The sequence below is a fragment of the Sphingopyxis sp. genome, assembly GCF_035998905.1.
Taxonomy (GTDB): domain Bacteria; phylum Pseudomonadota; class Alphaproteobacteria; order Sphingomonadales; family Sphingomonadaceae; genus Sphingopyxis.
This window is the reverse complement of the sequence record NZ_DASYHG010000021.1, coordinates 141,536-155,326: the sequence shown is the minus strand read 5'-3', so window position 1 is coordinate 155,326 and position 13,791 is coordinate 141,536. Positions and strand designations below refer to the sequence as shown.

At 66.2% G+C, this 13,791-nt stretch carries 14 protein-coding genes; 11 read left to right on the top strand and 3 right to left on the bottom strand.

What is annotated here, in order from left to right:
• Nucleotides 1-382: acyl-CoA dehydrogenase family protein (locus VGN62_RS12040; protein ID WP_327454121.1), on the top strand; the 382-nt coding region annotated here is incomplete at its 5' end.
• An 8-nt stretch (nt 383-390) separates the two neighbouring features.
• Nucleotides 391-1,803, top strand: coding sequence for a 3-isopropylmalate dehydratase large subunit (gene leuC / locus VGN62_RS12035; RefSeq protein WP_327454119.1), 1,413 nt, complete (start codon nt 391-393; stop codon nt 1,801-1,803).
• Here leuC and leuD read toward each other — a convergent pair.
• Nucleotides 1,800-2,384: a 3-isopropylmalate dehydratase small subunit gene (gene leuD / locus VGN62_RS12030; RefSeq protein ID WP_327454117.1), complete on the bottom strand. Its 585-nt coding sequence runs from the start codon at nt 2,382-2,384 to the stop codon at nt 1,800-1,802. The genes leuC and leuD overlap by 4 nt on opposite strands.
• Nucleotides 2,385-2,575: 191 nt before the next feature.
• On the opposite strand from leuD, the gene VGN62_RS12025 reads away from it, so the two are divergent.
• Together VGN62_RS12025 and VGN62_RS12020 are read left to right on the top strand one after the other, a co-directional pair.
• Complete coding sequence (locus VGN62_RS12025) at nt 2,576-3,082, top strand: MarR family winged helix-turn-helix transcriptional regulator (RefSeq protein ID WP_037515957.1); 507 nt, start codon at nt 2,576-2,578, stop codon at nt 3,080-3,082.
• Nucleotides 3,083-3,149: 67 nt separating this feature from the next.
• Nucleotides 3,150-3,725: an NAD(P)H-dependent oxidoreductase gene (locus tag VGN62_RS12020; RefSeq protein WP_327454114.1), complete on the top strand. Its 576-nt coding sequence runs from the start codon at nt 3,150-3,152 to the stop codon at nt 3,723-3,725.
• A 6-nt stretch (nt 3,726-3,731) separates the two neighbouring features.
• Here the strand turns inward: VGN62_RS12020 and VGN62_RS12015 are convergent, their stop codons facing one another.
• On the bottom strand, nt 3,732-4,184 hold the full coding sequence (locus tag VGN62_RS12015; RefSeq protein ID WP_327454111.1) for a MarR family winged helix-turn-helix transcriptional regulator: 453 nt from the start codon (nt 4,182-4,184) through the stop codon (nt 3,732-3,734).
• A gap of 146 nt (nt 4,185-4,330) precedes the next feature.
• Here VGN62_RS12015 and VGN62_RS12010 point away from each other — a divergent pair, with 146 nt between their 5' ends.
• Genes VGN62_RS12010 through VGN62_RS11985 form a run of 6 tightly spaced genes read left to right on the top strand, consistent with a single transcriptional unit; the run spans nt 4,331 to nt 11,003 of the window.
• The gene (locus tag VGN62_RS12010; protein WP_327454109.1) at nt 4,331-5,965 is read left to right on the top strand and encodes a long-chain-fatty-acid--CoA ligase; all 1,635 of its coding nucleotides are present in this window, start codon (nt 4,331-4,333) and stop codon (nt 5,963-5,965) included.
• A 23-nt stretch (nt 5,966-5,988) separates the two neighbouring features.
• Nucleotides 5,989-7,119 carry an alpha/beta hydrolase gene (locus VGN62_RS12005; RefSeq protein ID WP_327454107.1) on the top strand — a complete coding sequence of 377 codons (1,131 nt, stop codon included), beginning with the start codon at nt 5,989-5,991 and terminating at the stop codon, nt 7,117-7,119.
• Between the two features lies 1 nt (nt 7,120).
• Nucleotides 7,121-8,098 (top strand): aminoglycoside phosphotransferase family protein, encoded by a 978-nt coding sequence (locus VGN62_RS12000; RefSeq protein ID WP_327454105.1) that lies wholly within the window; start codon nt 7,121-7,123, stop codon nt 8,096-8,098.
• Nucleotides 8,095-9,393 carry a phosphopyruvate hydratase gene (gene eno / locus VGN62_RS11995; protein ID WP_327454103.1) on the top strand — a complete coding sequence of 433 codons (1,299 nt, stop codon included), beginning with the start codon at nt 8,095-8,097 and terminating at the stop codon, nt 9,391-9,393. Before VGN62_RS12000 ends, eno begins: the two co-directional genes overlap by 4 nt.
• Entirely contained in the window at nt 9,390-10,310 is a 921-nt protein-coding gene (locus VGN62_RS11990; protein ID WP_327454101.1) for an NAD(P)-dependent oxidoreductase, read from the top strand. Before eno ends, VGN62_RS11990 begins: the two co-directional genes overlap by 4 nt.
• Entirely contained in the window at nt 10,311-11,003 is a 693-nt protein-coding gene (locus VGN62_RS11985; RefSeq protein ID WP_327454099.1) for an alpha/beta fold hydrolase, read from the top strand.
• An 81-nt stretch (nt 11,004-11,084) separates the two neighbouring features.
• Here VGN62_RS11985 and VGN62_RS11980 read toward each other — a convergent pair whose 3' ends face one another.
• Complete coding sequence (locus tag VGN62_RS11980) at nt 11,085-12,143, bottom strand: cobalamin-independent methionine synthase II family protein (RefSeq protein WP_327454097.1); 1,059 nt, start codon at nt 12,141-12,143, stop codon at nt 11,085-11,087.
• Nucleotides 12,144-12,224: 81 nt separating this feature from the next.
• On the opposite strand from VGN62_RS11980, the gene VGN62_RS11975 reads away from it, so the two are divergent.
• Entirely contained in the window at nt 12,225-13,790 is a 1,566-nt protein-coding gene (locus tag VGN62_RS11975; RefSeq protein ID WP_327454095.1) for a long-chain-fatty-acid--CoA ligase, read from the top strand.
• The last annotated feature ends 1 nt before the right edge of the window (nt 13,791 follow it).

Genomic DNA, 13,791 nt, shown 5'->3' with positions numbered 1-13,791 from the left:
CGGCGAGGCGCTGGCGAAGAACCAGGCGATCCAGTTCCCGCTCGTCGAGCTCGCGACGCAGGCCGAGATGCTCCGCCTGCTCATCCGCAAGACCGCGTGGGACATGGACAACACGGAGCACAAACAGGTCGAGCGCACCCTCTCCGACAAGGTCAGCATGTGCAACTACTGGGCGAACCGCCTCTGCTGCGAAGCCGCCGACCGCGCCATGCAGGTCCATGGCGGCATCGGATACTCGCGCCACAAACCGTTCGAGCACATCTATCGCCACCACCGCCGGTACCGCATCACCGAAGGCGCCGAAGAAATACAAATCCGTAAAGTCGCTGCCTATCTGTTCGGATATCTGGGGCCAAGAAAAGATACGTTGGGGAAGCTTTGACCCGTTCGATGGCCCGGCCCCGCACACTTTACGACAAGATATGGGATATGCACGCCGTCGCCGAAGACGACGGCGAGACCCTGCTCTATATCGACTTGCACCTGCTCCACGAGGTGACCTCGCCGCAGGCGTTCGCGGGGCTTGCCGCCGCCGGACGCGTCGTGCGGCGCCCCGAGCGCGCGCTGGCGCTGTCCGACCATAATGTGCCGACAGCAGGACAGGCGTACGGACCGGCGGGCGTCGCCGATGCCGAGGCGCGCGCACAGCTCGAGGCGCTGGTCGACAACACGCGCGCCTTCGGGATCGAGAATTTCCCGATGGGCGATCCGCGCGGCGGGATCGTCCATGTCGTCGGCCCCGAACAGGGACGGTCGCAGCCGGGGATGACGATCGTCTGCGGTGACAGCCACACCTCGACCCACGGCGCCTTCGGCGCGCTGGCTTTCGGGATCGGCACGTCGGAGGTCGAGCATGTGCTCGCGACCCAGACGATCCGCCAGCGCAAGTCGCGTAACATGCGTATCACCGTGGACGGGCGGCTCGCACCGCATGTCCACGCAAAGGATCTTGCGCTCCACCTGCTCGGCATGGTCGGGGTCGACGGGGCGACGGGGCATGTCATCGAATATGCCGGCGAGGCGATCGGGGCGCTGTCGATGGAAGCGCGGATGACGCTGTGCAACCTCAGCATCGAAATGGGCGCGCGCGCGGGGCTTGTCGCCCCCGACGCGACGACCTTCGCCTATCTCGCGGGGCGGCCCGCAGCGCCTGTGGGTGCAGCATGGGATGCGGCGCTTGCGCGCTGGCACGCGCTGGCGAGCGACGATGGCGCGGCGTTCGAGTGCGAACTGCGCACCCATGCGGACGATGTCCGGCCGATGGTCAGCTGGGGTACCAATCCGTCGCAGGTCGTCGCGATTGACGGGTGCGTTCCCGACCCCGCGACGCTGGAAAATTCCGAAAAGCGCGACGCCGCCGCGCGCGCGCTCGCCTATATGGACCTGTCGCCGGGGACGCCGGTCGCCGGACAGCGGCTCGACCGCGTGTTCATCGGCAGCTGCACCAACAGCCGGATCGAGGATTTGCGCGTCGTTGCCGAGCTCGTGCGCGGCCGCCGCGTCGCGCCGCATGTCCGCGCGATGGTCGTCCCGGGATCGGGGCTGGTCAAAAGACAGGCCGAGGCGGAGGGGATCGATGCGGTGCTGCGCGACGCCGGGTTCGACTGGCGCGAGCCGGGCTGTTCGATGTGCGTCGGGATGAACGCCGACCGGCTGCGACCGGGCGAGCGCTGCGCCGCGACGTCGAACCGCAATTTCGAGAACCGGCAGGGGCGGGGCGGGCGAACGCATCTGATGAGCCCGGCGCTGGCCGCGGCGAGTGCGATCGCGGGCTGTATCGCGGCGCCCGAAATGCTCGGTTAAAACGCCGCTTCGAAGCGCGCGATTGCGTCGGCGTGGCGCAGCGTGCGCGCGATGTCGTCGAGTCCCTCCATCAATATGCGGCGGTCGTCGGGATCGATCCGGAAATCGATCGCTTCGCCCGATGCGAGCCGGATTTGCCCGGCTTCGAGGTCGACCTCGATCGGCGCATATCGGGCGAGCGCGATTTCATCGCGGAGCCGCGCGCATAGTTCGTCGGGAAGGCGGATCAGCAGCAGACCGTTCTTGCGCGCATTGCCCGCGAAGATATCGCCGAAGCTCGGTGCGATGATGCAGCGGATGCCGAAATCGGTGAGCGCCCACACCGCATGTTCGCGCGACGATCCGCAACCGAAATTGCGGTCGGCGATCAGGATTCGCGCCGCGCGGCACGCCGGCTGGTTGAGGATGAAGTCGCTTCGTTCGCTGCCGTCCCCGGCAAAGCGAAGCGCCTGGAACAGGTGCTGGCCCAGCCCCGAGCGGGTGAGCGCTTTCATATACTGCGCCGGAATGATCATGTCGGTGTCGACATTGGTCAGTGGCAGGGGCGCCGCGACCGCCTTCTCCCGAACGAATTTTTGCACAAGGCCTCCTTTAACTTAGTATACTAAGTAATTATCCGGGGCGATCTTGTCCAACATTATCGCGCGGTTGGGCGTGAGATGCTGCGCGAAGCGGCGACGAAGGAGGTTGCCGCGCGAATCTTCGCGTCCTAAGGTTCGTTATCGCGCGGACCGGCGCCGGGCGCCGGGAGCCGCCACAGGGGAGCAGGGTTTTGGCCAAGAAAACACAGGATTACCGGCATCCAGCCGAATATTATACCGACCCGGAAAACAGCATCGGCTATCTGGCGCGTGTCGTCTTCCGCTCCTTTTCGCGGCTGCTCGAACGCCGCACGCTGACGCATGATGTGTCGGCGGGACAATGGCGTTTCCTGCGCCAGCTGTGGCGCGAGGACGGCATCACCCAGCGCGAGCTGAGCGAGCGCGTCGGGATGCGCGAACCGACGACGGTCGTCGCGCTGAAGGGCCTCGAAAAGGCGGGACTGATCACGCGCAAGAAGACCGCCGACGACCGGCGCAAGACCTTCATCCACCTGACGCCGCACGCGAAGAAGCTGGAGCTGATCCTCGCGCCGATGAACGCCGAGATCCACGAAATCGCGACCAAGGGTATGACCGACGAGGAAGTCGAGGTTCTGCAGGGGTTGATGCGCCGCGTGATCGACAATCTAGGCGACGAAACGCGGAAGCTGGCGGTGCTGTCCGACATCAAGGCCTGACCGCTTGCAATTTGCCCTCCGTCCGGACAATAGGTTAGTATTCTAATTATCTTGTCCGGGAGGGAAAATGACCAGCATCGCCGTCGTCGTGGGCAGCACCCGCGAAGGATCGTTCAACCGCGCATTGGGGGAACTCGCCGCCGCGCGCCTCGAAGCGCAGGGCGCAAGTGTGACGCGGGTCGATCTCGCGGCGTTCGACCTGCCGCTCTATTCGGCGGCGCGCGAAGCGAATGATTTTCCGCCCGACGCGCTGAAGCTCAAGACGCTGTTCGCGGCGCAGGACGGGCTGCTCTTTGTGTCGCCCGAATATAATGGTTCGCTGTCGCCGCTGCTCAAGAATGCGATCGACTGGGCGTCGCGGCCGACGGGCGACGAGAGCCTCGTTGCGCTCACCGCCTATCGCGGCAAGGCAGCGGCGATCATGTCGGCGTCGATCAGCCCCTTCGGCGGGTTGCGCGGGCTGATGCACCTCCGCCAGATCTTGTCGACGATCCAGATGCTCGTGATCCCCGAACAGGTGCTCGTACCGAATGCGCACGCCGCCTTTGCCGAGGATGGCAGCCTGAAGGAGCCGCTGCCGGCATCGCTGGTCGACATGACCGCCGCGCGGCTGGTGGCGGTCGCGAAGGCGCTGTCGGCTTAAGCTGGCCTAGGCGCCGCGGCGCGCGGGGGCGGCGGCGTCGATATTGTCGCCCCAGTCGGCTTCGAGCGCGGCGAGCAAGTCGTCGAACTTGTCCTGCCCCAATTTGGCGGCGATTTGCGCGGTAAGCGCGTCCATCGAGCGCTGCGCATCCTTGCGCATTTGCGCGCCGAGGTCGGTCAGCGACACGACCATGTGACGGCGGTCGGCGGGGTCGACTTCGAGCTGGACGATGCCCAGCCCGACCATCTGGTTGATCGTGCTGTGGATCGCCTGCCGCGACACGCCGAGGTTGCGTGCGATATCCGACGGGCGCACGATCCCGCTGACGATGTTGGTCATCACCATCGATTGCGGGCGGTTGACGTCGGGCCAGCCATGATCGTGGAGCCGCGCCTGCAGCCCTTCGTCGAGCCAGCAAAAACGCTGGAAAAGCGCGATGATAAGCTGGTTGGTGCGCATGGACGCGATGATATGCCCCTGTCGCCGGCGGGGTGCCGACGCGGTTACGCTAGAAGAGCGGGGCGGGCGAAGCAAGGCAGAGCGGCGTTGCAAAGGCAAAATACTTAGTATACTATCTATTGCAACGAGAAGGGAGAGAGGGCCGCATGGACGGGTTGATGCAGAATGTGCCGCTGACGGTCGACCGGATCATCGACCATGCGGCAAACTGGCACGGCGCGCGCGAGATCGTATCGCGCGATGCCGAAGGGCGCGTCACCCGTTCGACCTACGCCGACGTCCACGCCGATGCGAAGCGCGTGTCGAACGCGCTCGCGGCCGAGGGGATCAAGCCCGGCGACCGCGTCGCGACGATGGCGTGGAACGGCGCGCGGCACCTTGCCGCCTGGTACGGCGCAGCGGGGATGGGGGCGGTGCTCCACACGCTCAACCCGCGGCTGTTCCTCGAACAGATCGCCTATATCGCGAACCACGCGGGCGACCGGCTGCTGATCGCTGACCCCGCGACCGCCGAGCTGGTCGAGGAGTTGCTGCCGCAGGTGCCGTCGATTGAGAAGGTGATCTTTTTCTGCGACGCCGCGTCGATGCCGAAAACCAGCTTTGCCGCAACCGCTTTCGACGACTGGATCGCCGGTCAGCCCGCCGAATATGTCTGGGGCGGGTTTGACGAAAATGCGGCGTGTGGACTCTGTTATACCAGCGGCACGACTGGCAATCCCAAGGGCGTGCTCTATTCGCACCGGTCGAACTATATCCACGCGCTGATGACGTTGCAGCGCGACGCACTCGCGCTGTCGGCGCGCGATACGGTGCTGCTCGTCGTGCCGATGTATCATGCCAATGCGTGGGGCGTCGTCTATTCGGCGCCCGCGGTCGGCGCCAAACTTGTCTTGCCCGGCCAGCGGATGGACGGCGAATCGATCTATAATCTGATCGAGCAGGAGGGCGTGACCTATTCGGCCGCGGTGCCGACGGTGTGGCAGATGCTGCTCACCTATATGCAGGAAAATGGAAAGCGTTTCACGACGCTCGAGCGCGTGACGATCGGCGGGTCGGCGTGCCCCGAATCGATCATCCGCACCTTCCGCGACGATTATGGCGTCGACGTCATCCAGGGCTGGGGCATGACCGAAACTTCGCCGCTCGGTACCGTGTCGGTGCCCAATGCCTCGGTCGCGGCGAAATCCGAGCCCGAGCAGATGGCGTACAAACTCAAGCAGGGGCGCCTGCTCTGCGGACTCGAGATGAAGCTCGTCGACGATGCGGGCAACCGCCTGCCGCACGACGGCAAGACACCGGGGCGGCTGATGGTCAAGGGGCCGACGATCGCGGGCGCTTATTATGGCGGCGAGGGCGGTGACGTGCTCGACGCCGAAGGCTTTTTCGACACCGGCGACGTCAGCACGATCGATGCCGAAGGCTATATGCAGATCACCGATCGCGCGAAGGATGTCGTGAAATCGGGCGGCGAGTGGATCAGCTCGATCGAGATCGAGAATATCGCGATGGGGCATGACGCGGTTGCCAACGCCGCCGTCGTCGGGATCGCGCATCCGAAGTGGGACGAGCGGCCGATCCTGCTGTGCCAGCTGAAGCCCGGCGCCAGCGCTTCCGCTGACGATCTTAAATCCTTTCTCGACGGCAAGATCGCCCGATGGTGGATGCCCGACGACGTGCTGTTCGTCGCGGATATCCCGCTGGGGCCGACGGGAAAGATCGACAAGAAGGCGATCCGCGCGGGGCTGGAGGGTTATCGGCTGCCCTTCGAAGTCACCCGCTGACATAATCATAAACAGGAGAGACGATGATGGACCCGAACGGGATCGAAGGACTGGACGCGCAATTCGTAGGGCTGGCGTCGCCGACCGCGCCGCGTATTCAGGCGGGCGGGCATCCGTGCCAGGGCATCTACTGGACCGAGGCGGGCAGGCGGCCGAAGGTCGCGATCATCGCGACCCATTATAATGTCGATTTCAAGGAACATTATATCGCGCCCTATTTCGCGCGGCAGGGTTTCGGCTTCCTCGGCTGGAACACCCGCTATCGCGGGTTCGAGGACCAGTTCCTGCTCGAACATGCGATCCTCGACATCGGCGTGGGCATGAAATGGCTGAAGGAAGTGGCGGGCGTCGAGCAGATCGTCATCCTCGGCAACTCGGGCGGCGGCTCGCTGATGGGCGCCTATCAGGCCGAAGCGATCGCGCCGACCTTGACCGACCGCCTGCCTTCGGTCGGGCAGGACGCGCTGGCGCAGCTCATCAAGGGTGACCTTTATATCAGCTTCAACGCGCACCAGGGGCGGCCCGAAGTGCTGACCGACTGGATGGACGCATCGGTGATCGACGAAAATGACCCGACGCTGACCGATCCCGAACTCGATCCGTTCAACCCCGACAACGGCCCGCCCTATTCGGACGAATTCATCGCGAAATATCGCGCCGGGCAGCGTGCGCGCAACCAGCGGATCACCGACTGGGCGAAGGCCGAGCTCGCGCGGCTCAACGCGGCGGGCATCCCCGACCGCATCTTCCCGATGTTCCGCTGTTGGGGCGATATCCGCTGCGTCGATCCGGCGATCGACCCGTCGGACCGCAAGCCCAACTGGTGCTATCGCGGCGATCCCGCCATCGCCAACCGCACGCCGAGCATCGGCCGTGCGAATACGATCAAGACGTGGCTCAACATGTGGAGCCTCGAAACCTCGCCGTGCCAGGGCCAGCCGCATCTCGCCAAGCACGACACGCCCGCGCTCGTCGTGCAGGGCACCGCCGACACCGGCGTTTTCCCGAGCGACGCGCGCAAGATTTTCGATTTCCTCGGGAGCAGCGACAAGAAGCTCGAATTGATCCCCGGCGCGCATTATTTCGAGGATTCGATCGAAGAGCGTCAGACTGCCGCCGATCTCGTCGGCGCATGGATCCGGGAGAAGCTGTGACGTGACGGCTCCAGCCGAAATCGTTCAAGGACTGCGCGCGGCCGGGTTGGTGGGCGAGGGCGATATCGTCCTCGAACCGCTGACCGGCGGCGTGTCGTGCGACGTGTGGAAGGTCGAGACGCCCACGGGGCCGATCGTCGTCAAGCGCCCGTTGCCGCAGCTACGCGTCGCCGCCGAATGGCTCGCCCCGGTCGAACGCGGGACGAGCGAGGTGCGCTGGCTCAAGCGCGCGCGCGGCGTCGACCCGCATATCGTGCCCGAGGTTCTTGCAGAACTGCCCGGCCACGCCTTCGCGATGCGCTTTCTGCCCGGTTGTCCGGTGTGGAAGGACGAGCTGATGGCGGGCCGCGTCGATGCCGGTTTTGCCGGGCAGGTGGGGCAGGGGATTGCCGCCGTCCACGCCGCGACGGCGTTTGACGACGCCGACCGCGCAGACTTCGCCAATGACGACATGTTTCGCGCGCTCCGCGTCGATCCCTTCCTGCTCCATGTTGCACGGCAGGATAGCGAGTTGGCACCCGCGCTGACCGCGCTTGCCGACGATCTGTCGGGGCGCAAGATCGCGCTCGTCCACGGCGACGTCAGCCCCAAGAATATCCTCGTCAGCGCCGACGGACCGGTGTTCCTCGACGCCGAATGCGCGGTCTATGGCGATCCGGCGTTCGACCTCGCTTTCTGCACCACGCACCTGCTGCTCAAGGCGGTGTGGTCAGGCGATGTGCGATTGAATGAGGCGGCCGCCGTGCTGGTCTCCGCCTATCGCGCGGGTATCGATTGGGAGGATGCCGACGATCTGCTGCTCCGCGCGGGCAAGCTCAGCGCGGCGCTGCTCCTCGCGCGCGTCGAAGGCAAGTCGCCTGCACCCTATCTCACCGACCCCGAACATAAGCGCGTCGTGCGCGATCAGGCGCGGACACTCATTCTCGCGCCGTCGCCGATCGACGCGCTCGTCGTCAACTGGAAAAGGACTTTTGCATGACCTCGCGTATCGCCTCCGTCACCGGCCGCCAGCTTTGGGATTCGCGCGGCCGTCCCACCGTCGAGGCCGAGGTCGTGCTCGAATCGGGCGCGGTCGGGCGCGCGATCGCGCCCGCGGGCGCCTCGCGCGGTGCGCATGAAGCCATCGACCTGCGCGATGGCGGCGAGGCGTTCGGCGGTTTTGGCGTCAATCGCGCGGTCGCGGGGATCGGGTCGGAGATTGCGGATGCGATCGCTGGCATGGATGCGCGCGAGCAGGCGGCCGTCGACGCGGCGCTTTGCGACCTCGACGGCTCGCCGAACAAGGCGCGGCTCGGCGCGAACGCGGTTGTCGCGGTGTCGATGGCGGTACTCCACGCCGCCGCGGCGGACGCGCGCGAACCGCTCTGGCGCTATCTCGCCGGGGATCGCAAGGTGCGCGTGCCGCTGCCCGAAATCCAGATTTTCGGCGGCGGGGCGCACGCGGGACGCCGCACCGATGTGCAGGATTTCATGGTGATGTGCCCGAAGGCCGGCAGCTTCCGCCGCGCGCTCGAAATCACCGACGATGTCTATCGCGCCGCGGGCAGGCTGATGGAAGCAAAGGGGCCCTTGTCGGGGGTCGCCGACGAGGGCGGCTGGTGGCCGAATTTCGCGTCGAACGAAGATGCGCTCGACACGCTGACCAAGGCGATCGAAGCGAGCGGGCACCGCGCGGGCGATGATGTCTTCATCTCGCTCGATATCGCCGCGAACGAACTCGGCGACGCCTCGGGCTACAGCCTTGCGCTCGACGACGGACGGCTGACGAGCGAAGCGATGGCCGCGCGCATCGTCGAATGGGCGGGCCGCTATCCGATCCTGTCGATCGAGGACCCCGCTGGACAGGACGATTGGACGGCGATGGCCGCCGTCACCGCCGCCATCGGCGAACGCGTCCAGATCATCGGCGACGATGTGCTCGTCACCAATGCCGAGCGCGTCGCGCGCGCGGGCGAGGCGGCGGTGTGCAACGCCGCGCTGATCAAGGTCAACCAGGTCGGCACGGTCACCGAGGCGAAGGCCGCGCTCGACGCCGCGGTGGCGCGCGGCTGGGGGGCGATCGTCTCGGCGCGCTCGGGTGAGAGCGAGGATGTCACCATCGCGCATCTCGCGACCGGCTGGGATGCGGGGCAATTGAAGGTCGGCAGCTTCACGCGGTCGGAACGCATGGCGAAGTGGAACGAGATGCTGCGGATCGAAGAGGCGATGGGCGCCGATGCCGAGTTCGCGGGCTTCTCTGCCTTCGCCGGGTCGATCGGCCGGGTCGCGGCATGATCGTCCTCCACGCCCGCCCAAGCCCCGGATTCCGCGAAGCCGTCGATGCGATCTTCGGCCCGGGCATTGTCGTGCATGTCGACGAGGCCGCGCCGCTCGATGACGTCGCGCCCGACATCACTGCGCTGCTCCACGTGCTGACCCCCGTGACATCCGAATTCATCGGCTCCGCGCCGAAGCTCAAGCTGATCCAGAAGCTCGGCGTCGGGGTGAACACGATCGCACTCGACGCTGCGCGCGACCACAAGGTCGCGGTGTGCAACATGCCCGGTACGAACAGCCAGGCGGTCGCCGAAATGGCGCTGTCGCTGATGATGGCGGTGCTGCGCCGCACCTGCTTCTTCGACACGCGCACCCGCGCGGGCGAGGGGTGGACCGCCGATCCGTCCGAACTCGATAGCGTGGGCGAAATTGCGGGCCGGACGGTCGGGCTGGTGGGTTTCGGTCATTCGGCGCAGCTGCTGGCGCCGGTCCTCGCGGCTTTGGGTGCAAAGGTCGTCTATACCGCGCGCAGTGCGCGCGATGTGCCTTATGAATTTTGGCCGCTCGACCGCCTGCTTGCGGAGAGCGACATCGTGTCGTTGCACATCCCGCTAACCGACGAGACGCGCGCGAGCATCGATCCCTTTGCGATGAAGAAGGGCGCCGTCCTCGTGAACACCGCGCGCGGCGAACTCGTCGATCAGGCGCAACTGGTCGACGCGCTGACCGGCGGCCATCTGCGCGGCGCGGGGCTCGATGTCTTTGCCGAAGAGCCGTTGCCGCGCGGTAACCCGCTGCTTGCCCTGCCGAACGCGGTGCTGGCGCCGCATATCGCCTGGCTCACCCCCGAGACGCTCGTTCGCAGCCTGACGGTTGCGCACGAAAATTGCCGCCGCCTCGCTGCCGGCGAACCTCTTCTGCACCAGGTGGTCTGAATGTCGCTTCCCATCGTCCTGATTACCGGCCAGCTTTTGACCGACGCCGTCTGGCAACCCCTGTTCGACGCATGGGGCGATCGCGAGGTGATTGTCGCTGACAACCGCAGCGACGACACGATCGAGGGTTTCGCGCAGCGCCTGCTCGACAACGCCCCGCCAAAGTTCGTGCTGGTCGGCCACGCGATGGGCGGCTTTATCGCGTTCGAAGTGATGCGCCGCGCGCCCGGGCGCGTCGTGAAGCTCGCGCTCGTCTCGACGCTCGCCTCGGCCGACGGCCCGGCGCAGACCGCGCGGCGACAGGGCTATATCGACCTCGTCGAAAGCGGCAATTTCGACCAGGTTGTCGAGGAACGCATCCCGATCCTGTTTCCCGAGGAAAAGCGTGGCGACGAACGCCTGCTCGGTATCGCGCGGCAAATGGCGGCGGACACCGGCGCCGACACCTTCCTCGCGCAGCAACGCGCGATCATGGCGCGCATCGACAGCCGCCCGCGGCTCGGCGAGATTGCGGTGCCGACCTTGCTCATCTGGGGCGAGAAGGACGGCATCACCAGCCGCGCGCATCATGACGAGATTGCGGATGCAATTCCCGGCGCGCGGATCGAAGTGATTGCGGGCGCCGGGCATTTGCCGACGGTCGAGGCGCCCGAACTGGTGGTGCAGTTGCTAAGCGAGTTTATCGAAGCCTGAGCTTTGTGATCCCCGGCGAAAGCCGGGGTCCATGCGGGCGTTGACTGGGTCCCGGCTTTCGCCGGGGATCACCATCGTCGGCTACTTCAGCTCCGCCCGCACCAGCGCGGTCCCGTCGACCATTGCCTTCAGCTTTGCCTGGCTATGTTCGCGGCTGTGGTATTTCATCCCGCAATCGGGCGCGATCCACAGGCGTTCGGCATCGACGTAGCGCAGCGCCTCGCGGATGCGGCCCGCGACGACTTCGGGTGTCTCGACCTCGGGGATCGACAGGTCGAGCACGCCGTACATGATCGTCTTCGTCGGCAGTTCGGCCAGGATGGCGGGATCGAGCCCCGGCTGCGCCGCCTCGATCGAAATCACGTCGATCGCCGACGCCTCGAGCTCGGCGAGGAAGTCGTACGCCTTGGGCTTAGGCCCCGTCGCGCCGGCGCCATGGTGCACCATCGCATAGCCGAAGCAGATATGGAGCGCGGTCGTCCCGCCCACGCCGTCGAGCGCGCGGTTGATAGCCTCGATCGCATAGCTGTTCGCTTCGGCGGCGCGCGCCTGCAGATAGGGTTCGTCGAGCTGGACCACATCGACCCCCGCCGCGAACAAATCCTTCACCTCGGCATTGACCGCGTCGGCATAGTCCATCGCGAGCGACCGCAGGTCCGGGTAATAGCCATTCTCGGCCTGCTGCGTCATCGTGAACGGGCCCGGCAGGGTGAGCTTCACCGGCTTGGCCGAATGGCGGCGCAGGAAAGCCGCATCCTGCGCCTCGATCGGGGCGACGCGGCGGATCGGACCCGACACGAGCGGCACCGGATTGGCGTTGCCGGTGCGGTCGATCGCCGTTCCATGCTTCTCGGTATCGATCCCCGACAACGCGGTCGCGAGGCGGTTCGAATAGCTTTCGCGGCGCATTTCGCCGTCGCCGACGATGTCGATGCCCAGTTCCTCCTGATCGCGGATCGCCATCAGGGTCGCCGCTTCCTGCGCGTCGGCGAGCCACGGTTCGGGGACGCGCCACAGCGTTTCGGCACGCACGCGCGGGGGCAGGCTGGCCTTCAGCCGCTCGCGGTCGATCAGCCAGTCGGGCTGGGGGTAGCTTCCGACGATCGTCGTGGGCAATATGGGGTGGTCGAACAAGGCCATTCCTCTCGAATTTTTGGGCTGGCCAAACATTTGCTTAGTATTCTATCTAATTCAAGTCGAAACGACGGACGGGAGAGCAAAATGATCGATCTGGAGGCCATCCGGACGCTGGCGGACATTCCGGCGGCGCAGGCACGCGCGCGGGGACAGGCGACCGCGGTGAAATTCGGGACGCGCGAGACGAGCTTTGCCGAGCTCGATACGCGCTCGAATCGCGTCGCGCACGCGCTGGTCGCGGCGGGCGTCGCGCCCGGCGACCGCATCTCGGCGCTGACCAAGAACCACGATAGCTGGTATCCGCTCTTCTTCGGCACCGCGCGCGCACGCGCCTGTTTCGCGCCGATCAACTGCCGCCTTGCACCCGCCGAGATCGGCTTCATCCTCGGCGATGCCGCGCCGAAGCTGCTCTTCGTCGGCGAGGATTTCTTCGACTGCGCGCTCGCGGCGATTGCGGATCTGGCCGCACCGCCAAGGCTGATCGCGCTTTATGGCGACCATCCGGCGTTCGAGCCCTTCGACGCATGGCTCGGTACCGCGTCCGAAGCGCCGCTTGCCGATGCGCCGCAGCTCACCGACGACGTGCTCCAGCTCTACACGAGCGGGACGACCGGGCTGCCGAAGGGCGTCGTGCTCACCAACGCCAATTACCGCACCTTCCTCGAGGCCGCGACCGAGGTCGACGGCTTCGCCTATGGTGAGGACGAGACGGTGATGATCGTCATGCCGCTGTTCCACGTCGCGGGTACCAACGTCAGTTTCTCGGGGCTGGCGCAGGGCGGGCGGCTCGTGCTCGTCAAGGATTTCACCGCGGCCGACGCGGTGCGCATGATGCGCGAGGAAAATGTCGCGCACGCCTTCCTCGCGCCCGCGATGATCCAGATGATGCTGCTCCAGCCCGCAGCGGACGAGGGGGCTTATCCGCACCTCAAGTCGATCGCCTATGGCGCCTCGCCGATCGCCGAGGATGTGCTGCGCCGCGCGCGTGCCGCCTTCGGCTGCGATTTCGTGCAATTCTACGGCATGACCGAGTCTGCGGGTGGCGGATCCTATCTCTCGCCGAGCGCGCACGACCTGCCGGGCAAGCTCACCTCGTGCGGAAAGCCCTGGCCGGGTGCCGCGATGGCGATCCTCGGCGGCGATGGCAGCGAACTCGGCGAGGGGGAGATCGGTGAGATCGCAATCCGCGGCGGCATCGTGATGAAGGGATATTGGAACCGCGCCGCGGCGACCGAAGAGACGCTTGCGGGCGGCTGGCTCCACACCGGCGACGTCGGTTATCGCGACGCTGACGGATTCTATTATGTTCACGATCGCATCAAGGACATGATCGTGTCGGGCGGCGAGAATGTCTATCCGGCCGAGGTCGAGGGCGCGATCATGGGCTGCCCCGGGGTCGCCGACGTCGCGGTGATCGGCGTGCCCGACGACAAATGGGGCGAAAGCGTCAAGGCGCTGATCGTGCCTGCCGCAGGGGCGACGCTCGACCCCGCCGATGTCGTCGCATGGGCGCGGACACGGATCGCGGCGTACAAGATTCCCAAGAGCGTCGAATTTATCGACGCGCTCCCGCGCAACCCGTCGGGCAAGGTGCTCCGCCGCGAACTCCGCGCGCCCTATTGGGAAGGGCGCGACCGTGCGGTGGGATAGA

What these genes read in the sequence shown, in the direction of transcription:
- leuC (WP_327454119.1), top strand. Translation starts at nt 391, where the DNA reads ATGGCCCGGCCCCGCACACTTTACGACAAGATATGGGATATGCACGCC.
- VGN62_RS12020 (WP_327454114.1), top strand. Translation starts at nt 3,150, where the DNA reads ATGACCAGCATCGCCGTCGTCGTGGGCAGCACCCGCGAAGGATCGTTC.
- VGN62_RS12015 (WP_327454111.1), bottom strand. Translation starts at nt 4,184, where the DNA reads ATGCGCACCAACCAGCTTATCATCGCGCTTTTCCAGCGTTTTTGCTGG.
- VGN62_RS12010 (WP_327454109.1), top strand. Translation starts at nt 4,331, where the DNA reads ATGGACGGGTTGATGCAGAATGTGCCGCTGACGGTCGACCGGATCATC.
- VGN62_RS12005 (WP_327454107.1), top strand. Translation starts at nt 5,989, where the DNA reads ATGATGGACCCGAACGGGATCGAAGGACTGGACGCGCAATTCGTAGGG.
- eno (WP_327454103.1), top strand. Translation starts at nt 8,095, where the DNA reads ATGACCTCGCGTATCGCCTCCGTCACCGGCCGCCAGCTTTGGGATTCG.
- VGN62_RS11990 (WP_327454101.1), top strand. Translation starts at nt 9,390, where the DNA reads ATGATCGTCCTCCACGCCCGCCCAAGCCCCGGATTCCGCGAAGCCGTC.
- VGN62_RS11985 (WP_327454099.1), top strand. Translation starts at nt 10,311, where the DNA reads ATGTCGCTTCCCATCGTCCTGATTACCGGCCAGCTTTTGACCGACGCC.
- VGN62_RS11980 (WP_327454097.1), bottom strand. Translation starts at nt 12,143, where the DNA reads ATGGCCTTGTTCGACCACCCCATATTGCCCACGACGATCGTCGGAAGC.
- VGN62_RS11975 (WP_327454095.1), top strand. Translation starts at nt 12,225, where the DNA reads ATGATCGATCTGGAGGCCATCCGGACGCTGGCGGACATTCCGGCGGCG.